Here is a 15646-nt window from a genome sequence, read left to right as displayed (position 1 = left end):
TTAAATGATAGCATGCCAGCAAATCCACTACCCCATGTTATCAAAAAATGGTTAATACCTATTGCTTTGGCGCAAAAGTATTAACCAGGGTGTAACAATTTTGGGCGGAAGGAAAGTAAGCAGTCTTCATCTTAATGTTCGTCTGCGCTCGGGCCATAACTGCCCGGGATGGGGATGTCCAGCAATCGGAGATACACCCCTAGCTGGGCACGGTGGTGGGTGATCTGGTTCAGCGCCATGCGCACCATGCCTGCTTTGGTGGTGCGGTAAAGCACCTGATCGCCGGTACGCAGTAGCCATTCTTTTTCCAACAGGCTGCCATCGTTGGTTTCCAGGGCAGCACGGCCACGCAGCAGGGCTTCCTGGAAATAGTCCAATATTTCGTCCGTATTTTGTGGAGTGCGGGGCACATAAGCATTTTTTTCAAAGTCTAGCTCATCCGTGTATAGTGCCATCTCTATCCATGCAGGTATTTCGGCTACATGGGTGGCCAGCCGGCCCAGGGTCATGCTTTTGGGATGGGGTTGCCAATCGAGTTTGTGGGATGGAACGCGTTCCAGCATTTTGCGGGAGGTGGCAGATTCGTTTTCCAGCTCCTGCTGGAAGATGGGAATAAGTGTCATAAGTGTGTGTTTTTGTTGTGCTATACAAAGAACACTACAGCAAGTGACAACCTTATGTCAGCAGGTGTTTTAAAAAATATAATTATTTTTCAGACAATGGCCCGCAGGGGCAAGTATACGTATGCGCCGGCGGTGTCTTTAAAATAAGGCAAATGGTATTCCCCTACCTTGCCTTCTTGGTCCCGCACCATGATTTGTACGGCAGACAGGCGTTCTCCCATCCAGTCTTCTGGTAGCAGCACATCTACCCCGATAGCCACCATTTTATATTGCCCGCTTTCCAGCCCTTTATCAAACGCATCGTTCAGCAGGCCTATCACCTGGCTGGGTGCCGGCTGCTCTTCGCCCGGGTAAGCTGCGGCCGAGCGTACTACGTTATCGCCCCCTACCGTACCCCCAAAAGGAAAGAATTCGCCAGACTCTTTTAGAAAATATTCTGCGTGTTTAATGATTAATTCCAGCAGTTGTGTCCTGCATTTTTCTTTCTCCATGATCCATCTTTTCAAACCTTTATAAAATGGTCCCTGCCGGCGGCATACCGGCTGGTGCAGCCGCTTTTAAAATTCCTTCCGTATAGCTTCCAGTCCGCGTCGGTAATCATATTGCAAGTCTTCATGCTGGGTTTCTATTGCTACCCTGATTTTTTTTAGTAATTGATCATACATGTTGCCCAGTTGTATACTTTGCCGGATAGGAACGCCCGATGCTGCCGATTGCTGGCAGAAATATAGCAATAATTCTATCTCCACGGGTTTGGAACCGGTGTATTTAATATGCTTGTTGGTAAGCCGTAATATCCTGCGCAGCATTTTCTTGGCCAGGTATAGATTATGGTATTTTAATCCTGCAAATTCTTCATCCAGCAAGGATTTTACAGATGCAATATACCGTGGCAGATCGTCGGCATCGAAGAGCAGGAAGGCAAGTAACTCTTTGTTTTCTTTTTTGTATTTGGCTATTCGCAGGCACATTTCCACCAGTTCTTTGGTAGGCACCCGGGTCAGTTCTTTCTTAATATCCGCGATGGAGGCTGCTTTCATATAACTTTTCTCTGAAAACGAAATTAGCAAATTGTTCTCATCGTTTACGGTTAAAAGAAAGGCCTGTTGTCAATGGCGGCATGGGGCAGGCAAAATTTATTGAAGGGAGATTGTCTTGCTATCACCCCATTGCATGCGCCCACCGTCTTTTTTAGGCTTTACATTCCAGAACAGTTGCCGCACGGTGAGCCGCTTATTTGCCGGGTCCATGCTAATGAGTTGGAAAGAAAGTTGTTGTTCATCCTCGGCAGACTCCTTGCCCTTCATGGGCGAGTCTACGCGGAACACGGGTAGTGATACATTTTTGGCAGGCCCCGTATAGGTGTAAAACTGATTCCAGTTTTGATGCCCATGAAAATACGCTTTGATATTACGGTGGGCCTGTAAAAACTTAACGAACGCGGTTTGTTCATCAGCGTCGCCCGGCGGGGCATGCAGCGTATCGGAAAGCAGGTTTTGGTATTGGGTTTTTTTGTTGATCGTATGCGGAACAAATGGATTCACAAAATGGGCCGGATCTCCTTCCGGGGGATCGTGGGTAAAGATGAGTACCGGCACATTGGCAGCTATGCTAAGCAGGTCTTTTTCCATCCAGGCACGTTCTTCCCCGTCTGGCCATACATCCAGGAACAGGCAGTGTACACCGCCAATATTTCGTGCATAATGGATCTTATCCTTTTTAAAATTGAAACTGGCGGCTGTTTTCGGTACAGCAGGTTTTAACATCAGGTTGTAGATCCCCACCAGAGAAGCATTGTCTGTAGCGGGTATCATCGGTTTATAATAACCGATAGCGTTGGATACGTCATGATTACCGGGCACTAACAGTAACTGGGCATGGAGGGAAAGTTGGTGAAGGTATACGTTGACAAACTGTTTCCATGATACCGAGGCCGACGGGGAAGGGGGCTGCTGGCGGTTACAGATATCACCGGTAATGGCCAGGTAACCGATCTGTTGAATGGCCTGGCCAGCCCCTACGCCTTTATCTGCAGGCAATGCCAGTCCCGGCAGGGTATTGATCTGCGCCACCATGGCCTTATTCACCGCATCAGACTGCACTTTTTTATTACCCCGGAACGATTTGCGCAGGATGCCGAAGTGCACGTCGGAAGTAAAAACGATATGCGTAACACCGGATGATTGCGCACAGGTAATGGTTACCCAACACAATAGCAAACACAAGCCAGACAAACGTTTCATAACGATCTATTAATACGGTGATAACTGATGATCATCAAATATAATTATTTCCACAACGCCCGGTAGTGGTATCTACAAAACAACAGTAGCCCGGCATAAGTACATGGCTAAGGCCCTGCCTTAAGTTTTCTTAAGGGGGTTTGTTTTCCCGGATTTTATTTATATCTTCATCACGAAGCATAGAGAACCACCGTCTACCACCGGTTCGTGAAGTTACCCGGATATCCATGTTATCTACCACTTTATCTGTCCAACAATTATTTACCGTACGTATTTTCCGTTCATTACTAACACGCATACTTTGTCTTTTGTATAGTAGTGCAGGATATATCTCCGTACTGTGTAAGACATCACCCTTGCTTCTATTCATTTTTTAAACACTTTGTAACCTGTAACACACAAGCAGACACCCGCTTTTAGTCATCATTTTACCAGTACTATGCAGGTGGGGATTTCCCCTGCGGGCCTATTATGTCTTAACATTTCTATTATACATAAATCAAAATCAAATTTCATGATCAAACTTGTAAGTTATCTCCATGTACTAGTGGCCCTAGCCATCCTCCTGAGCATGAATGCCTGTACAAAGCAACTAGTTAACAAACCCTCGGATGGTGCCAGCACCGTGCCCCGCGCTATTGCCGCCGCCGATTTTAAAGTAGTAGGTTACATGCCATCCTGGGCGGGCGATGTAAATGCCGTGCAGTACTCCAAACTCACTCACATCAATTATGCCTTTATTTTGCCCAATGCATCCGGCACTTTGCAGGGGCTGGACAATCCCTCCAAACTGCAATCACTCGTTACGCTGGGACATCAACATAGCGTAAAAGTACTCATCTCTGTAGGGGGTTGGAACGATGGCGACGATAGTGGTTTTGAAAGCCTGTCTGGTACCGCTGCTAAACGAACCACGTTTGTGAATGCCATCATTAATTTAATAAACACCTACAATCTTGACGGGGTGGACATTGATTGGGAATACCCCGACGATGGTACTTCTTCCAGCAATTATACTGCCCTGATGTTGCAACTCAGCACCGAGATGCACAGCAGGGGTAAGCTGCTCACTGCTGCCGTTATTTCTGACGGGGGCAGTGGCGTGGGCGCTGCAGTATTTGGTTATGTAGATTTCCTGAACCTGATGGCCTATGATGGAGACGGGGCCAATCACAGCCCTTATTCGCTGGCGGTAACTTCCCTGAATTATTGGCAGGGACGGGGGCTTTCTACCGGCAAGTCTATCCTTGGGTTGCCCTTCTATGGCCGCTCTTCAACAGAATATGTAGATTACAAAGACATCCTGTCCCGAGGTGGAAGTGCTAACTCAGACAGCTATCAGGGCATCGGTTATAATGGCATTCCAACCATTAAAAGCAAAACGGAACTTGCATTTTCTACCGGCGGTGGGGTGATGATCTGGGATCTGAATGCAGATGCCAGCGGGAGCAATTCGCTGCTCAGCGCCATTCATGAAGTAGTGGTAGCCCATGGCAGCAATAGCGCGCCGCCCATTGGCCAAACCATTACGCTCAAAGGCTATAATGGAAAATATGTAAGTAGCAAAAACGGCACCGCCCCCATGATCTGTAATGCCAGCCAGGTGCAAGGTTGGGAACAATTTACAATTGTAGATGCAGGCGGGGGCAAGATAGCCCTGCAAGGCAGCAACGGCCTGTATGTATCCAGCGAAAATGGTACGAAGGCCATTAACTGCAACCGCACTACCATTCAGGGTTGGGAGAAATTTGATTGGGTAAGCAATAGTGCCGGACAAGTAGCTTTCCGGGGCAACAATGGCAAATTCATTTCCTCGGAAAACGGTACACAAGACATGACCTGTACCCGCGATACTGCTTCCGGTTGGGAATACTTTGGCATTAACCAGTAATCTACCTTGCAAACGCCGGGGCATCTGCTAGGGATGCCCCGGCGTTTTTTATTCTACTATACCATCGCACGGATTAACTCACCGGATACTTGTATATTTATCCGGATGAGTACTTCGGAAAAATTACACTTCAAACATCGTTTAAAAGCATATGCAATAAACCTGATCTCCCAGCGCATTGCCACCGCACGGGCGGCCATGGCTCATGCACAGCAGGCGGCCAATAGCGAGGAAAAAAGCTCCGCCGGCGATAAGTATGAAACAGGGCGCGCCATGGGCCATCTGGAAAAAGATATGCATGCGCGGCAACTAGCCAGTGCCATGGCAGAACTGGCAACCTTATCAGCGATTGATGTGCAAACGCTTTATAACACGGTGGCCGCAGGTGCTGTCATACACACCCGTACCGCCATTTTTTTCATGGCCGCAGGCCTGGGAAGGCAACGGGTAAACGGGCAAGATGTATTCTTCCTTTCTCCCAGCGCTCCATTGGCAGTATTATTGCTGCAAAAGGAGGCAGGCGCGCACTTCCCATTTAATGGCACTACTGCCACCATTCTGGACGTGTATTAAGCCGGTAAAAAAGCATGAAACAGTTATTTGTATTTGACCTCGACGGTACCTTGGCACCCAGTAAATCTACTGTGGATGCGGAGATGAGCAAGCTGCTCGCCTTATTGCTGCAAAAGGCACAGGTGGCCATTATTTCAGGGGGGGCCTGGTCGCAGTTTGAAAAACAAGTATTATCGCAGTTACCGGAAACGGCTATACGCTCCCGGCTCTCTATCCTGCCTACCTGTGGTACGCAGTTTTATGTATATGAACATTCCTGGAAAAAACTATATGCAGAAGATTTTACGGCAGCAGAAAAAGAGCAGATCATTGCAGCATTGAAAAAGGCGGGCGCTGCCACCGGCTATACCCCTTCACACACCTGGGGCGATATTATTGAAGACCGGGGCAGCCAGATCACCTACTCTGGCCTGGGGCAACAAGCCCCCCTGGCCGAAAAGGAAAAGTGGGACCCTGACTTTAAAAAACGCCAGCAAATGAAAGTATTGCTGGATAAAGACCTCGATAAATTTTCCGTACACCTGGGTGGCACCACTTCTATTGATGTTACCAAACCGGGTATAGACAAGGCTTATGGCATAGGCAAACTGCGGGATATTCTTCACATTCCCACGGAAGCCATGTTATTCATGGGCGACGCCATTTTTCCCGGCGGCAATGACTACCCGGCCAAAGAAGCAGGCGCGCAGGCCATTCCCGTTCGCGACCCGGAAGAAACAAAACGGGTGGTGGAAGCCATTACCGCCTGTTTGCCTGACCTACCCTAGAACTGTAACACCGTTCTTTCCATGGTAAGTGTATTAAGCAGCAGGTATTGATTTACCATCACCGGGCGTTGCAGGATAATATGGATGGCTGTGTGAGCCATGATGGCACCTACGATGCCTGGCACCGTACCCAGTACACCATTCTCACTACAATCCGGCACATCACCCGCCAGCGGCGGGTCTGGGAAGATGTGGCGCAGGTTTTTACTGCCCTGTAAATTAAATACAGCCACCTGCCCTTCCTCCCCCAGAATACTGCCATACACCAGCGGTTTGCCCCCACTCACACAGGCATCATTCACCACGTACCTTGTGGCAAAATTATCGCAGCCATCTATCACCAAATCGTAGGGAAGCAGTAGATCCGTGTTGTGTGCTGTAAGACTTAAGGGATGCGCCACCAGGTTGCAATGAGGATTTTGCGCTTGCAGTCTTTCTATGGCCACCGCTACTTTGCTACGTCCCACATCTGCTGTGGTGAATAAGATTTGCCGGTGCAGGTTAGATACCTCCACACGATCCGGGTCAAAGATGCCTACCCGTCCTACCCCGGCGGCTACGAGGTATTGCAACACCGGGCAGCCCAGGCCACCAGCACCAATCACCGCTACGCTGGCCTGTTTTATCCGTTGCTGCCCATTCATGCCTACTTCCGGCAACTGCATTTGTTTTAAGTAACGGAGTACTTCCGTAGTTTCCAGTTTTATCATAATAAAGTTTGATCCCAGTCTTTCCATACCGGCTCGTACCCTTGTGCGCGGATCATGTCTGCAATTACGGCGGGGCTGCGTTCGTCTGAAATTTCAAATTGTTCCAGTGATTGCGGCGCCACGGCATAACCACCTGGATTAGTTTTGGAGCCGGCGCTCATACTGGTAATGCCCAACTGCACAGCATGATCGCGGAAGGTTTCCTGCTCGCGGGTAGACATAGCTATTTCCAGGTCGTCGCGAAACAGGCGGTAAGCGCAAATAAGCTGCACCAGTTCTGCATCCTCCATGAAGTGGGCAAAACTTTTACTACCCTCCGCTTGTGCAATGGGCCGCAGGCGGGGAAAAGAAATAGAGTACCTGGTTTGCCAGTACGTTTGCTCCAGGTATTGCAGGTGTAGAGCGGTAAAGCAGGCATCCGTACGCCAGTCTTCCAATCCGATCAACGTACCAAGCCCTATTTTATGGATGCCTGCTTTGCCCAGCCTGTCTGGCGTAGCAAGGCGGTATTCGAAGTTGGATTTCCGGCCTTTGGGGTGGTATTGTTTATAATTTGCTGCCCGGTAGGTTTCCTGATATACTAACACGGTATGCAGGCCTTCTTTTATCAGCAAAGCATATTCGGCTTCCTGCAAGGGCTGCACTTCCAACGAGATATTGGCAAAGTAGGGCTTTATGAGGCGGATAGCATTTTGCAGGTAGGCAACTCCTACCTGCTGACTGGCCTCGCCAGTTACCAGCAACACATGTTCATACCCCATGGCTTTGAGTACGGCTACTTCCTCTAAAATCTCTGCGTCTGTAAGCGTTTTGCGGGGAATAAGATTGTCCATGCTAAAGGCGCAGTAGGTACAGATGTTCTGGCATACGTTGCTCAGGTACAGGGGTACATACAACTGTATTGTTTTGCCAAAACGCTGGCGGGTGAGCGCCTGGCTTTTCCGGGCCATCGTTTCCAGGTAGGGCAATGCAGCGGGAGCGATCAATGCTTTAAAATCTTCCAGCGTGCGCTGTGTGCGTTGCAGGGCGCGTTCCACATCGTGGCTGGTTTTACTGTAAATACTTTCGCGCACAGCATCCCAATCGTGGGTATGAAAAATATCGGAGAACATGGTATTGTTTTAAGCATCGAGAAATGCCGTGAGCGGGCTACTGGCCATGGCGTGGGCGCGCACGGGCGGCAACGCTGCTTCATAGGCCTGCCGGCCTGCTTCCACCGCCAGTTTAAATGCGGCGGCCATCCGGGCAGGATATTGGGCGGTGGCAATAGCAGTATTGACCAGCACCGCATCAGCCCCTAGTTCCATGGCCTGCGCCGCCTGTGAGGGCGCGCCAATGCCGGCATCCACAATCACAGGCACCTTACTTTGGGCGATGATGATTTCCAAAAAGTCTAGCGTGCGCAACCCCTTGTTGGTACCAATGGGCGCGCCCAGCGGCATTACCGCAGCGGTTCCGGCATCTTCCAGTTGTTTGCACAGCACTGGGTCTGCATGAATGTATGGCAATACGATGAAGCCTAGTTTGGCCAGGGCTTCCGTAGCTTTCAGCGTTTCCAGCGCATCTGGCAGCAGGTATTTAGGATCGGGATGAATTTCCAGTTTCAGCCAGTTGGTCTCCAGGGCTTCTCTGGCCAACTGGGCGGCGAGAATGGCCTCTTTTGCCTGCCGGGCGCCGGAAGTATTGGGCAATAGCTGTACCTGCGGGTGGTGCAGGTGTTGCAAGATGTCGTCGTGTTCCTGCTGTAGGTCTACCCGTTTTAACGCCACCGTTACCAGTTCCGAACCGGAGGCCAGTACGGACGCTTCCATTTCCTGGTGGGAACCAAATTTGCCCGTACCCAAAAACAAGCGGGACGAAAATGTTTTACCGGCTATCTGTAAGGCTGCCATAAAGCGATTGATTAAATTGATGTACAATATTTTTTTTGTCGGTTGCCTGTGTGATGACGCCGGATACCGCCACGCCATACGCGCCACACGCCCGCAGCGCGGAAATATCTTCCGTGCCAATGCCGCCGATGGCGTACACCGGTATTGGGATAGGCTGCCCGTACAACAACCGGCGGTATCCCTCCACACCCAGCAGGGGGCTTAAATTTTCTTTGGTATTGGTGAAACGTAAAGGGCCCAGGCCAATATAATTGCAGCCTTCCGCTACCCGCTGTTGAAGATGGGCGGCCGTATTAGCGGTGCCTCCAATGATCTTGTCATGGCCCAGCACCGTACGGGCGGCGGCAATACTGCCATCCTCCAGGCCCAGGTGTACACCATGCGCCCCGCATGCCAGCGCTACTTCCAGCGCATCGTTTACGATAAAAGTGGCATGGTAGGTTTCACACAACTGTTTTACACGTTGTGCCAGGGCCAGATACATGGCAGGAGTTATTTGTTTACAACGTAATTGTATCCAGCCACAACCTGCATCCAGTGCGGATTGTGCGGAGGCATAATCCGCTGTTATATATTGAAGACGATTATACATGATGATATGCTAAAAGGTTAGGATTACTAACTAATATTTTTTCAATATATGCTTTGGCTTGCCTACAGGCAGCTGGTAGATCCAGCCCGGTGGCCAGCCCCGCTGCAATGGCAGACGAAAGAATGCAGCCGGAACCATGTTTGCCCGGGAGTATGTCCGTAGCGGCAAAACGCTGCACCATTACTCCCTGATCGTATAAAAAATCAGTACCCTTCTCCGTTTCGGCATGGCCCCCTTTGAGGTACACCTTGCAATCGTTTGAAAGCGGGCCTAACATCCTGCTTTCCGGGAGATTGGGCGTAACCAGGTACAAGCGTTTTAAAATGCCCGGCAGGATGGCAGCATTGATGTTGGAAAGCAGCGCCCCGCCTGCGCTGGCAGCCATCACCGGATCCCATACAATGGGTACTTGCGGCGGCAGCGCCTCCACAATTGCCTGGAGCATGTGCAGATCTTGTACAATGCCAATCTTCACTGCCGCCAGCCGGTATTGATCCTGCAAAGGATGCAACTGCTCCAAAATTTGTGCGATAGATAGCCAGTGTACGCGTTCAAACTTATTTTCCGTTTGCACCGTCCATGCTGTAGCCACGCCAAAACCCAGGCAGCGATGTTGCTCAAAGGTTTTTATATCTGCCAGCAAGCCAGCGCCCCCGCTGGGATCTAGCCCTGCTATGCTTAAAACGATGGGCCGGTTGTATGCCATACTGCCTGTATTTTTTTAAAAGCTTCCAGGGGTGTTCCGCTTTGCCACACGGCACCGGATACGGCAATACTGCGGACACCCATGGCCTGCAATAGCTGGCAGTTGTGACCCCCTATGCCGCCGATGGCTACACGCGCTACGCCAAGATCTGCCATGAGCAGTCGTTTTCTAGTAGCTGCCTCCAATGCTTTATATCCCGTTTTGGAAATACTGTCGAATACCGGTCCCACAAAAGCGTAACTAAATTCCGGGGCCAGCCTGTGGGTATGGGTATGTGCGTGTACCGAAGTGCTGAGTATATATTGTTTATCCTTCAGCAGCTTCCACACCGGATCATCATAACGCAGGCGCATATACTCCGGAAAGTGTATTCTTTTAGTGCCATACCGTATAGCCAGGTGATGATATTGGTGCCAGGCAATTTTTGCATAATACTGACCCTCCACCTGTTCTAGGAGCCGTTTAATGGCCTCCTCCGAAGCATAGGGCTTACGCAGGTGCAGTCGCTGCAGGCCGGCATCGAATAAAGCGTTGATATAAGTGGCTTCCTCTTCCAAGATATGCGGGTGCGACACCACCATCAGCATCAGGAATAAATATTATGATCCTGCAATTTGAAGGCTTCTGATTTTTCAAACATGCCCTCTGCCGCGGAGGCCCGTATTTCCTGTGTGATCTGCATGGAGCAGAATTTAGGACCGCACATAGAACAGAAGTGGGCCACCTTGGCCCCATCTGCCGGTAACGACTCATCATGATACGACCGCGCCGTATCCGGATCCAGGGAAAGATTAAACTGGTCTTCCCAACGGAATTCAAACCGGGCCTGGCTCAACGCATTATCCCGGTACTGTGCGCCGGGATGCCCTTTCGCCAGGTCGGCGGCATGTGCCGCCAGTTTGTAAGTGATGACGCCATCTTTCACATCCTGTTTATTGGGCAAGCCTAAATGTTCTTTGGGGGTTACGTAACAGAGCATAGCCGTTCCAAACCAGCCTATCATGGCCGCGCCAATGGCAGAGGTGATGTGATCGTAACCAGGTGCAATATCCGTGGTAAGTGGGCCAAGAGTGTAAAAGGGCGCTTCCTGGCAGGTGGCCAGTTGCTTATCCATATTGGCTTTGATGAGGTGCATGGGTACATGGCCCGGGCCTTCCACCATTACCTGCACGTCATGTTTCCAGGCTATCTTAGTGAGTTCACCCAGTGTATCCAGTTCGGCAAACTGCGCTGCGTCATTGGCATCAGCGATTGATCCGGGCCGCAGTCCATCGCCCAGGGAGAAAGCCACGTCGTATGCCTTCATGATCTCGCAGATCTCTTCAAAGTGGGTGTACAGGAAATTCTCCTGGTGATGGGCCAGGCACCACTTGGCCATAATGCTGCCCCCACGGGACACTATGCCGGTAAGCCGTTTTGCCGTAAGCGGGATATAACGCAGCAATACACCGGCATGAATGGTAAAGTAGGAAACACCTTGCTCCGCCTGTTCAATCAGCGTATCGCGAAACAGTTCCCAGGTAAGCTGTTCGGCCTTACCATTCACTTTTTCCAGTGCCTGGTAAATTGGCACCGTGCCAATAGGTACGGGTGAGTTACGGATAATCCATTCCCGCGTTTCATGAATATTTTTACCGGTAGATAAATCCATGATGGTATCGGCACCCCAGCGGCAGGCCCATACCGCCTTTTCTACTTCCTCTTCGATGGAGGAGGTAACGGCGCTATTGCCAATATTGGCATTGATCTTCACCAAAAAGTTGCGGCCAATGATCATCGGTTCACTTTCGGGATGGTTGATATTATTGGGAATGATAGCACGCCCAGCGGCAATCTCCGACCGCACAAACTCCGGTGTGATCCAGTTTACCGGCGTATTGGCGCCAAAACTGTGGCCCGCATGCTGCTGGGTAAGTGCTGGATCGCCGGTGGCGAAGGCTTGTTGCAAGCGTTGGTTTTCCCGGATAGCCACATATTCCATCTCCGCAGTGATGATACCCTTGCGGGCATAGTAAAGCTGGGTTACATTGTTGCCGGGCTTTGCTTTCCAGGGTTTTTTAATATCGTGAAAACGCAGGTGTTGCAGGTCTTCGTTTTCGGCCCTGGCCTGTCCGTAGGTGCTACTTTTGCCAGGCAGTGGGGCTGCATCGCCCCGGTCCATGATCCAGGCTTCCCGGTGGCGGGGCAAGCCTTTGCGCACATCAATCAGCGCATGGCTATCGGTATAAGGTCCGCTGGCGTCGTACACCGTTACAGGATGGTGCGTGGTGAGCGATCCATTGGCATGTCGTGTAGGCGTGAGGGTTATCTCACGCATAGGTACCTGAATGTTAAACAGGTTACCCCGCACATAAATTTTCCGGGAGCCGGAGATGGGAGCGGTTGTGATAACGGGTGATGTGGGTGCTTGCATACCTTAACCTCCTTGCGTGGCTTGAATGATGAGGATATTGTCGTTGGGCTGCAACACATATTGCGTGCGGGCATGGCGGGGTATCACGATATTATTGACCGCTACGGCTATGCCTTGCTGTTTTTCCCCCAGACGTTCCAACACGATATCGTGCAGGCAAGCCTGTTCGGCAACTTCTTCGATCTGGTGATTGAGAATTATTTTCATTCCTAATAAAAGATTGGCACCTTAGGAATGACGGACATGCGCATGGAGGATATGCAGCAAAAGTCATGTTGCTTTTCCCTTCGTCAGTATTAACTGCATCAGGTTCAAAGGGTATTATCTCAGCCTTCCGGCACCCCTAAAGTAATGTGAAGGTAGAAATAAATTTGAGACGGTAAAATATATTTCGCAGAAGCAGCAAAGGATGTCCTATATATACAAATTTTTTTTTGCCGGGCAGATGGGGAACAAAAAAGCCGTTTGCTGCAGAAGCAAACGGCTGGTAAAATTATTTAGTGTTTTCACCGCTGATCCATTTTAGTTGCTGCATGAACCGATCAGCTTGTTCCTGGGTTTTAATGATCTGGTGAAGGGACGATCTGCCTTTGGTAGAGTCTTGTCCCTTGGGGCGGGGCGGCATATGTTTGGCTTTCTGCCAGAAGGCCTCTGACTGTTTTTCAAAAAAAGTACTCATACTACGAATTTAAAGATTTTAATTAACAATAAAATACCTGTTTATTTCAAACTGAAAATGAATAATTATACATTAATTCATCCAATATTTTTTCATCTTTCGCTATTAAGACAAAGTCCGGAAGTATATCTCTGAAGTTAAACGGATTCTGATATTGGGTTTTACCAAAGCGCGTTATCCTCACATAGTATTTGAGTCCATAAATATTAAAACGACTCGTCAGATAATCAAAATTTCTTTGAATAAAGCGATAATACAAATAAGCTCTCCCATTACTGGATCCATCTATTCCCAGAAAGTGTTCCCTATTCCTGCTAAGGTACATACCAGCATGTAAAACGATCGTCGAAAAAACCTTGGAATAGTCTTTATGTCTTAGCCTAGCACTATCATCAATATTTCCTTTTCTATCCACAGGACCAAACGCCAGGTTATATACATCTGGCAATAAAGGATGAGCCTCATTATCAATTTCTATTTTGAGCAACTTAGTACTCCCATCTATTTGGGGTGATTCAAAGGTCGCAATCTTGTTTTCATTTTGAAATAAGGGTTTAAGCTCGAAAAAATCCTCCTCAAAATTTACTGCAATAGCCATATTTACATTTTTCAGGTCAACAATCATTTGTATTCTCCTGCAAATATCTGCCGTCGAAAACACGCAAATCCTTCAAAATTGTTAACGCTAAAAAAAAAGCCCGGACCATTTCTATGATCCGGGCAGGTTTATTTTAATAAGTTTCGCTTAATCTACGCTAATCTTGATCACCACCTTCTTCACACCCACCGGACCTGCCACCCGGAGGTTGGGCATGTGCAAGTCTGTTGGAAAAAATATGGCGAACCATCCTTTTTCCAACACGGTAAAAAACGCCGGCGGTGCTGCAAACAGCATATAATCCGAGGCTTCGTCATATGGTTTGGAGGGTGTTTTATTTTCCAGAAAATCGTGCCCTATCCTTTCCACACCAGCCGCCACATACTGCACATCAATATATTTTTTGTGCGACTCCATTTGTTCGCCCGCCGCATCCACCGTGTCGTATTCATTGACAATAACGAAAATATCATCGCCTGCTATCGGGTACTTTCCTTTTTCTACCAGGTTAAAATCTGTTTGCCGCAGGTATTCAAAAGCCTTTACAAACTTAGGCCCCAGGCCTTCATAACGCTGCGCGTTTGCGAGAGTGTCCAGTATCATGATTAATTATTTTGCTTTGTATTCGTTGTCCATAAAACGGATATCGGATTATTCATCCATGAAAGTAAAAGTATAACTTGCCGGTGATCTGGTTGCCCTTGCCCCGGATGGCCCGCAAACAAAGGCCGTTAAGCCGCCACAGGCCTTAGCCGCAGGAACTGGCGAACATGTACCTGCCATACAATTACCCCCCACATCACCAGGCAGGGAAATGCCTTTATAGCGTATGGCACGGCAATGTTTTTACGCACCCAGGGGGAAAATATATCCGACTGACTAAAACTGCATACCACAAAGGCAAAGAGAAAAAATACCGTATTGGCCCTGGACGGATTTTGCAGCACATACCAGATACATACAGCAGGAAAGGCTATGATATATGTAGGCGATTCGGAACTGCTGCTGAACAATACGGTAAACAGCAGCACCGAGCATAAAATGTAAAATTGGTAATGCACTTCCTGCTTATATTTTAGCCAGATATATTGTGAGAAAAACAATAACGCTCCCGGCACAAAGACCAGCAGGTCGTTGAACGGCTTCAGGTGAAATACCCGGCGGATAAAGCCCATAGCCGATATATTCTGCAACACAATACCCTGATCGAACTGTGCATTTTTCTCCGTTTTCACTTTCAGCGCCGTGAGCCAGTCGTGGTAACACCGCACTATATAAGCTGGCGAGGCGATGAGCATGGGCAATACAAAAAACAGTGCGCCCCACAATAGCAGCGATGCGATAAATTTGAGTTTATGCCGGCTGAAAAAGAAAAATGCGCAACCTACTATGCCATAAATTTTCACAAACGCACCGATCATAATAAAGCAGGCCGCCCATCCGTCTTTCCCCCGTAATATCAAGGCAAAGCTGAGGATAATGCAGGCCGCCACCGAAACGTTGAATTGGAAGTAACTGCTAGCCCCCATCAATTCGTGGCTGGAAAACAAGAGAATTATATTTTGTTGCAAGCGGCTGAGCGGCAATTGCCGGATGGCGTACCATAAAAAGGCTGCATTCACCAATACCCACAACATACCCCCTACCGCATCCGGCAGCCAGGTAAAAGGTGCAATGAGCAGGCTGAAAAATGGGCCATAATTATTTACATCGAAATATTCCGGATAGGCCAGGAACAAAGGCTGCTGCGCCCGCACGTGGAAGAACACATTTTTGTAAATCGTATAATCATTGATGTTGTGCGCATATATCTCCCGGATGGTTACGATAATGGTAAGTCCAAACCACAACAGCAGCACCAGCCACTCCTGTTCTGCCAGCCAGGCGAGCGAGAAACGTTTTTTCAAAGTCATGATACAGCAGGCCTATTTGTAGCAGCCGGGCCGAAAATAAAACCTT

At 49.0% G+C, this 15646-nt stretch carries 19 protein-coding genes and 1 riboswitch; of the genes, 3 read left to right on the top strand and 16 right to left on the bottom strand.

The features are described 5' to 3' along the window. Window positions 1-131 precede the first annotated feature (131 nt). The 4 genes from GA0116948_RS17485 to GA0116948_RS17470 all read right to left on the bottom strand — a co-directional run bounded on the left by GA0116948_RS17485 (window position 132) and on the right by GA0116948_RS17470 (window position 2866). Entirely contained in the window at window positions 132-623 is a 492-nt protein-coding gene (locus GA0116948_RS17485) for a DinB family protein (protein ID WP_089714589.1), read from the bottom strand. 89 nt (window positions 624-712) lie between these two features. Beyond that, window positions 713-1114 carry a hypothetical protein gene (locus tag GA0116948_RS17480; RefSeq protein WP_089714587.1) on the bottom strand — a complete coding sequence of 134 codons (402 nt, stop codon included), beginning with the start codon at window positions 1112-1114 and terminating at the stop codon, window positions 713-715. A 66-nt stretch (window positions 1115-1180) separates the two neighbouring features. Further along, window positions 1181-1663 carry a hypothetical protein gene (locus tag GA0116948_RS17475; protein WP_089714585.1) on the bottom strand — a complete coding sequence of 161 codons (483 nt, stop codon included), beginning with the start codon at window positions 1661-1663 and terminating at the stop codon, window positions 1181-1183. A 96-nt stretch (window positions 1664-1759) separates the two neighbouring features. Beyond that, a complete protein-coding gene (locus GA0116948_RS17470; protein ID WP_089714583.1) occupies window positions 1760-2866 on the bottom strand; it encodes a metallophosphoesterase family protein in 1107 nt (368 codons plus the stop codon). Between the two features lie 514 nt (window positions 2867-3380). Between GA0116948_RS17470 and GA0116948_RS17465 the strand changes: the two genes are divergently transcribed. The 3 genes from GA0116948_RS17465 (at window position 3381) to GA0116948_RS17455 (ending at window position 6097) form a co-directional block, all read left to right on the top strand. Continuing rightward, window positions 3381-4757 (top strand): glycosyl hydrolase family 18 protein, encoded by a 1377-nt coding sequence (locus GA0116948_RS17465; RefSeq protein WP_240619093.1) that lies wholly within the window; start codon window positions 3381-3383, stop codon window positions 4755-4757. A 105-nt stretch (window positions 4758-4862) separates the two neighbouring features. Further along, window positions 4863-5330 (top strand): hypothetical protein, encoded by a 468-nt coding sequence (locus GA0116948_RS17460; RefSeq protein ID WP_089714581.1) that lies wholly within the window; start codon window positions 4863-4865, stop codon window positions 5328-5330. A 14-nt stretch (window positions 5331-5344) separates the two neighbouring features. Then, window positions 5345-6097, top strand: coding sequence for an HAD-IIB family hydrolase (locus tag GA0116948_RS17455; RefSeq protein WP_089714579.1), 753 nt, complete (start codon window positions 5345-5347; stop codon window positions 6095-6097). Here GA0116948_RS17455 and GA0116948_RS17450 read toward each other — a convergent pair. The 12 genes from GA0116948_RS17450 to GA0116948_RS17395 form a co-directional block, all read right to left on the bottom strand. Next, window positions 6094-6807: a HesA/MoeB/ThiF family protein gene (locus GA0116948_RS17450; RefSeq protein ID WP_089714577.1), complete on the bottom strand. Its 714-nt coding sequence runs from the start codon at window positions 6805-6807 to the stop codon at window positions 6094-6096. The two genes, GA0116948_RS17455 and GA0116948_RS17450, sit on opposite strands and share 4 nt — an antisense overlap. After that, window positions 6804-7919: a 2-iminoacetate synthase ThiH gene (gene thiH / locus GA0116948_RS17445; protein WP_089714575.1), complete on the bottom strand. Its 1116-nt coding sequence runs from the start codon at window positions 7917-7919 to the stop codon at window positions 6804-6806. The genes GA0116948_RS17450 and thiH overlap by 4 nt, the downstream gene beginning before the upstream one ends. A 9-nt stretch (window positions 7920-7928) precedes the next feature. After that, window positions 7929-8699, bottom strand: a complete 771-nt coding sequence (locus tag GA0116948_RS17440) for a thiazole synthase (RefSeq protein ID WP_089714573.1) — start codon at window positions 8697-8699, stop codon at window positions 7929-7931. Next, window positions 8674-9291, bottom strand: coding sequence for a thiamine phosphate synthase (thiE, locus tag GA0116948_RS17435; RefSeq protein ID WP_089714571.1), 618 nt, complete (start codon window positions 9289-9291; stop codon window positions 8674-8676). Before thiE ends, GA0116948_RS17440 begins: the two co-directional genes overlap by 26 nt. After that, window positions 9284-9997 carry a hydroxymethylpyrimidine/phosphomethylpyrimidine kinase gene (locus tag GA0116948_RS17430; protein ID WP_089714569.1) on the bottom strand — a complete coding sequence of 238 codons (714 nt, stop codon included), beginning with the start codon at window positions 9995-9997 and terminating at the stop codon, window positions 9284-9286. Before GA0116948_RS17430 ends, thiE begins: the two co-directional genes overlap by 8 nt. Then, complete coding sequence (locus GA0116948_RS17425) at window positions 9970-10584, bottom strand: thiamine phosphate synthase (protein ID WP_089714567.1); 615 nt, start codon at window positions 10582-10584, stop codon at window positions 9970-9972. Before GA0116948_RS17425 ends, GA0116948_RS17430 begins: the two co-directional genes overlap by 28 nt. Further along, on the bottom strand, window positions 10584-12410 hold the full coding sequence (gene thiC, locus GA0116948_RS17420) for a phosphomethylpyrimidine synthase ThiC (protein WP_089714565.1): 1827 nt from the start codon (window positions 12408-12410) through the stop codon (window positions 10584-10586). Before thiC ends, GA0116948_RS17425 begins: the two co-directional genes overlap by 1 nt. Window positions 12411-12413: 3 nt before the next feature. After that, complete coding sequence (gene thiS, locus GA0116948_RS17415) at window positions 12414-12617, bottom strand: sulfur carrier protein ThiS (protein ID WP_089714563.1); 204 nt, start codon at window positions 12615-12617, stop codon at window positions 12414-12416. 58 nt (window positions 12618-12675) lie between these two features. Then, a riboswitch (TPP riboswitch) is annotated at window positions 12676-12765 on the bottom strand. Between the two features lie 138 nt (window positions 12766-12903). Next, complete coding sequence (locus tag GA0116948_RS17410; protein WP_089714562.1) at window positions 12904-13089, bottom strand: hypothetical protein; 186 nt, start codon at window positions 13087-13089, stop codon at window positions 12904-12906. 46 nt (window positions 13090-13135) lie between these two features. Beyond that, complete coding sequence (locus GA0116948_RS17405) at window positions 13136-13687, bottom strand: DUF6934 family protein (RefSeq protein WP_123891653.1); 552 nt, start codon at window positions 13685-13687, stop codon at window positions 13136-13138. Window positions 13688-13834: 147 nt separating this feature from the next. Beyond that, the gene (locus GA0116948_RS17400; protein ID WP_089714559.1) at window positions 13835-14290 is read right to left on the bottom strand and encodes a YhcH/YjgK/YiaL family protein; all 456 of its coding nucleotides are present in this window, start codon (window positions 14288-14290) and stop codon (window positions 13835-13837) included. Between the two features lie 128 nt (window positions 14291-14418). Continuing rightward, window positions 14419-15600 (bottom strand): glycosyltransferase family 87 protein, encoded by a 1182-nt coding sequence (locus tag GA0116948_RS17395; RefSeq protein WP_089714557.1) that lies wholly within the window; start codon window positions 15598-15600, stop codon window positions 14419-14421. Window positions 15601-15646: the final 46 nt, after the last annotated feature.

This window comes from Chitinophaga costaii, assembly GCF_900094705.1.
Classification (GTDB): domain Bacteria; phylum Bacteroidota; class Bacteroidia; order Chitinophagales; family Chitinophagaceae; genus Chitinophaga; species Chitinophaga costaii.
Note: the sequence above shows the minus strand (reverse complement) of the source record. Positions and strands in the feature narration are given on the sequence as shown.

Excerpts from the sequence above, each read along its gene's own strand:
- GA0116948_RS17395 (WP_089714557.1), bottom strand. The coding sequence starts at position 15,600 with ATGACTTTGAAAAAACGTTTCTCGCTCGCCTGGCTGGCAGAACAGGAG.
- GA0116948_RS17475 (WP_089714585.1), bottom strand. The coding sequence starts at position 1,663 with ATGAAAGCAGCCTCCATCGCGGATATTAAGAAAGAACTGACCCGGGTG.
- GA0116948_RS17400 (WP_089714559.1), bottom strand. The coding sequence starts at position 14,290 with ATGATACTGGACACTCTCGCAAACGCGCAGCGTTATGAAGGCCTGGGG.
- thiH (WP_089714575.1), bottom strand. The coding sequence starts at position 7,919 with ATGTTCTCCGATATTTTTCATACCCACGATTGGGATGCTGTGCGCGAA.
- GA0116948_RS17450 (WP_089714577.1), bottom strand. The coding sequence starts at position 6,807 with ATGATAAAACTGGAAACTACGGAAGTACTCCGTTACTTAAAACAAATG.
- GA0116948_RS17405 (WP_123891653.1), bottom strand. The coding sequence starts at position 13,687 with ATGGCTATTGCAGTAAATTTTGAGGAGGATTTTTTCGAGCTTAAACCC.
- thiS (WP_089714563.1), bottom strand. The coding sequence starts at position 12,617 with ATGAAAATAATTCTCAATCACCAGATCGAAGAAGTTGCCGAACAGGCT.
- GA0116948_RS17430 (WP_089714569.1), bottom strand. The coding sequence starts at position 9,997 with ATGGCATACAACCGGCCCATCGTTTTAAGCATAGCAGGGCTAGATCCC.
- GA0116948_RS17465 (WP_240619093.1), top strand. The coding sequence starts at position 3,381 with ATGATCAAACTTGTAAGTTATCTCCATGTACTAGTGGCCCTAGCCATC.
- GA0116948_RS17425 (WP_089714567.1), bottom strand. The coding sequence starts at position 10,584 with ATGCTGATGGTGGTGTCGCACCCGCATATCTTGGAAGAGGAAGCCACT.
- GA0116948_RS17410 (WP_089714562.1), bottom strand. The coding sequence starts at position 13,089 with ATGAGTACTTTTTTTGAAAAACAGTCAGAGGCCTTCTGGCAGAAAGCC.
- GA0116948_RS17470 (WP_089714583.1), bottom strand. The coding sequence starts at position 2,866 with ATGAAACGTTTGTCTGGCTTGTGTTTGCTATTGTGTTGGGTAACCATT.
- GA0116948_RS17455 (WP_089714579.1), top strand. The coding sequence starts at position 5,345 with ATGAAACAGTTATTTGTATTTGACCTCGACGGTACCTTGGCACCCAGT.
- GA0116948_RS17460 (WP_089714581.1), top strand. The coding sequence starts at position 4,863 with ATGAGTACTTCGGAAAAATTACACTTCAAACATCGTTTAAAAGCATAT.
- thiC (WP_089714565.1), bottom strand. The coding sequence starts at position 12,410 with ATGCAAGCACCCACATCACCCGTTATCACAACCGCTCCCATCTCCGGC.
- GA0116948_RS17480 (WP_089714587.1), bottom strand. The coding sequence starts at position 1,114 with ATGGAGAAAGAAAAATGCAGGACACAACTGCTGGAATTAATCATTAAA.
- GA0116948_RS17440 (WP_089714573.1), bottom strand. The coding sequence starts at position 8,699 with ATGGCAGCCTTACAGATAGCCGGTAAAACATTTTCGTCCCGCTTGTTT.
- GA0116948_RS17485 (WP_089714589.1), bottom strand. The coding sequence starts at position 623 with ATGACACTTATTCCCATCTTCCAGCAGGAGCTGGAAAACGAATCTGCC.
- thiE (WP_089714571.1), bottom strand. The coding sequence starts at position 9,291 with ATGTATAATCGTCTTCAATATATAACAGCGGATTATGCCTCCGCACAA.